Here is a 3,552-nt window from a genome sequence, read left to right as displayed (position 1 = left end):
AAACTTTTAATACTTCCATGGAAAGTACCTCCTCGGGATTGTTAAGGTTAGACTCCATTATTAAAACATATTCGTGAAAGTCCTAAAAATTCCTTCACAATGCAGATTCCTTCATTTCCTCATGATGATCAGAGGCATCCTCCTAACGAAACAGATTCTGTGCATAAAAAAAAGCGAGGCCCAGTGCCAACGCACTCACCTCGCTTACGCTTTCGTATTCCTATTCCATGATCCAGTCATCTTCGCGGACGCGGATCTTCTCAAGCTTAACTGCCTTGCCGGTTGTCTCATCGATCTCGACGACAAGTCCATGGAACTGCCATTTCCCTTCGTCAACGACGAAGCGAACAGGCAGCTGTGTCTTGAACTTGCGCAGTACAGCTTCCCGTTCCATGCCTAGTACGCCTTCCTTGGATCCAACCATTCCGACATCTGTTAAGTATGCCGTTCCACCTGGCAGGATTGTATCATCATTCGTCTGAACATGCGTGTGCGTTCCTACAACGAGTGATGCACGGCCATCCAGATGCCATCCCATCGCGATTTTCTCCGATGTAGCCTCAGCGTGGAAGTCAACAAGAATGGCACGCGGCTTCTTGCCGAGTGACTCAAGGATTTCGTCTGTCTTGCGGAAGGGGCAATCAATCGCCGGCAGGAATGTACGCCCTTGCACGTTGACAATCACCAGTTCCTTGCCGTTGGCCTTAATGACCGCATGGCCTTGACCTGGTGTTCCTGGCGGGAAGTTCGCAGGACGAACCATGCGCTTCTCGTCATCAATCCATTCGAATATATCCTTGTTGTCCCACGTATGGTTACCCATCGTAAAACCATGCACGCCTAAATCAGCGAATTCCTTGACAATAGCCGCCGTGACGCCTCTGCCTCCAGCTGCATTTTCAGCATTCGCAATGATAATATGTGGGTTATGCTTCTGCTTGAGCGACGGAAGAAGCTGCTTCAAAGCCTTACGTCCTGTATTTCCGACGATATCACCGATAAACATTACTTTCATCTAGCCTGAGTCCTCCTGGCAGCAACCTCTATTCGATGTGCGTGATCGGTACGATCGATCGCAGAGGCTGCTTTATATCTCCTAAAAGGGAGAAGTGGCCTAATAAGGCCACTTCTCCAAATCCTATATGTGCATCTTACTTCGCATATTCAACCGCTCGGGTTTCGCGAATGACCGTAACTTTAATATGCCCCGGATAATCCAATTCGCCCTCAATTGTCTTCGTAATCTCGCGAGCGAGTCGATACGCTTCCGCATCATCAATCTTATCCGGTTGTACCATTACGCGAACCTCACGTCCCGCTTGAATCGCGTATGATTTCTCAACGCCCTCGAACGACTCCGAAATCTCTTCCAGTTTTTCAAGTCGTTTGATGTATGTTTCAAGCGTTTCCCTACGAGCTCCCGGTCTAGCTGCTGACAAGGCATCAGCCGCAGCGACCAGCATAGCGATAACGGATGTTGCTTCACAATCGCCATGGTGGGATGCGATACTGTTAATGACTACAGGATGTTCTTTATACTTCTTCGCCAACTCTACGCCGATTTCGACGTGAGATCCTTCAACTTCATGATCCAACGCTTTTCCGATGTCATGCAACAGCCCGGCACGTTTGGCTAACGTTACATCCACTCCGAGCTCTCCTGCCATCAATCCAGCAAGATAAGCCACTTCCATAGAATGCTTCAGTACGTTTTGTCCGTAGCTTGTACGGAACTTCAAACGTCCCAATATTTTGATCAAATCAGGATGCAATCCGTGCACACCGACTTCGAACGTAGCTTGTTCTCCGTATTCGCGAATACGCTCGTCCACTTCCTTGCGCGACTTTTCCACCATCTCCTCGATGCGTGCTGGATGAATACGTCCATCCGCAACGAGCTTCTCAAGAGATGTTCTTGCGATTTCACGGCGAATCGGGTCGAATCCGGACAGAATAACCGCTTCAGGTGTATCGTCAATAATGAGATCGATTCCTGTCAATGTCTCGAGCGCGCGGATATTGCGTCCTTCGCGTCCGATAATGCGGCCCTTCATCTCTTCGTTCGGCAATGCAACAACGGATACCGTCGTTTCTGCGACATGATCTGCAGCGCAACGTTGGATAGCCATCGTAATAATCTCACGAGAGCGCTTGTCCGATTCCTCACGAGCCTGCTGCTCGATTTCTTTAATCATTTGTGCCGTTTCATGACGCACTTCTTGCTCTACATTCGTCAAAATAATTGTACGCGCATCTTCCATCGTCAGATTCGAAATGCGTTCCAATTCTGTAACTTGCTGCTGACAAATTTGATCGACCTGATCTTGTGTTTCTTCGATTCGTCTCTCTTTAGCAGCTACTTGTTCTTCTTTACGTTCCAGCGCTTCTAACTTTTTATCCAACGACTCTTCTTTTTGCAATAAGCGTCTTTCGAGTCGTTGAACTTCGTTCCGTCGTTCGCGGATGTCCTTCTCCGCTTCATTACGAAGCTTATGGATTTCGTCTTTTGCTTCAAGCACCGTTTCTTTCTTCAGTGCTTCAGCTTCCTTGCGTGCGCCATCCATAATTTGTTCCGCGGCGTGTTCAGCACTCGTTATCTTCGCTTCGGCAAGCGATTTGCGAATCAGGTATCCGATTCCAAACCCCAAGAACAATGCGGCCACAACGAGAACGATCGCGAGCCAAAGTTGAACGTTCATTGCCTCACCTCCCCGTTGGTTCCTCCAAGCACTGCTTGGGACAGGTTACATTTGTGGTTTTCAAGTTTCCCTATTCATTAATTAACTCAATGACTGGCGCGAATACGCCAGCTTATGTGTATGCCTTGCGCATACACGGGCGTCGCCTTGAGGCGACAATCGGAAATCAGTAAATTGGCGAAATGAATCATTAGAAATCAATCTCTGGAAGAGGAGATTGATCTCGTGAAAATAAAGATACATGTTCATTTTATTATTCAAGAAAAGATATTGTCAAGCAAATGACGTGAGTGGTCATTTTATTATTCCTCGATGTCGTGGGAAACTTCCTCTTCTTCACTGCGCTCATCTGCTGCTGTGTAAGCTGCGCGCCTAGCCATATCCATTGGATAGCCTCTACGTGCAAGGAATGCGGCGACCTTCTGCTTGCGCAGATGCAGCTCTCCCTTTGTCTGCCGCCATTTTTTACGAGCTGCGGACAATGCACTGTCCCACTCTTCATCTGGGTCTATCGAATGAAGAGCTGTCTCAATATGCCGCTCTTGGACTCCCTTCTGCTTCAGCTCATGCTGAATCCATCGCCGCCCCTTCATATGTCGATTCAAGCGCTGATGCGTCCATTGCATCGCATATGATTTATCATCGACAAGCCACTCTCGTTCCAGACGATCAAGCACCTCTTGCACAATCCCATCCTCATAGCCCTTCTGAGCTAGATTACGGGCGAGTTCAATGCGAGTACGTGGTTTGCGTTGCAAATACTTGATCGCCTGCACGTAGGCCTTATTCCCTTCGTCTGCGCGCAATATCTCCGTGAGCGAGTCCAGAGACAACTCAGTACCTTCAATACCGG

3 protein-coding genes are annotated in these 3,552 nt (G+C 48.3%); all 3 read right to left on the bottom strand.

What is annotated here, in order from left to right:
* Positions 1–220 precede the first annotated feature (220 nt).
* Positions 221–1,015, bottom strand: coding sequence for a TIGR00282 family metallophosphoesterase (locus AZ66_RS27885; RefSeq protein ID WP_021262403.1), 795 nt, complete (start codon positions 1,013–1,015; stop codon positions 221–223).
* A 136-nt stretch (positions 1,016–1,151) separates the two neighbouring features.
* Entirely contained in the window at positions 1,152–2,699 is a 1,548-nt protein-coding gene (gene rny / locus AZ66_RS27880) for a ribonuclease Y (RefSeq protein WP_044357888.1), read from the bottom strand.
* 302 nt (positions 2,700–3,001) lie between these two features.
* Positions 3,002–3,552: regulatory protein RecX (locus AZ66_RS27875; protein ID WP_044357887.1), on the bottom strand; the 551-nt coding region annotated here is incomplete at its 5' end.

Origin of the sequence: Paenibacillus sp. E194, from assembly GCF_000935845.1 — a bacterium.
Taxonomy (GTDB): domain Bacteria; phylum Bacillota; class Bacilli; order Paenibacillales; family Paenibacillaceae; genus Paenibacillus_B; species Paenibacillus_B alvei_B.
Note: the sequence above shows the minus strand (reverse complement) of the source record. Positions and strands in the feature narration are given on the sequence as shown.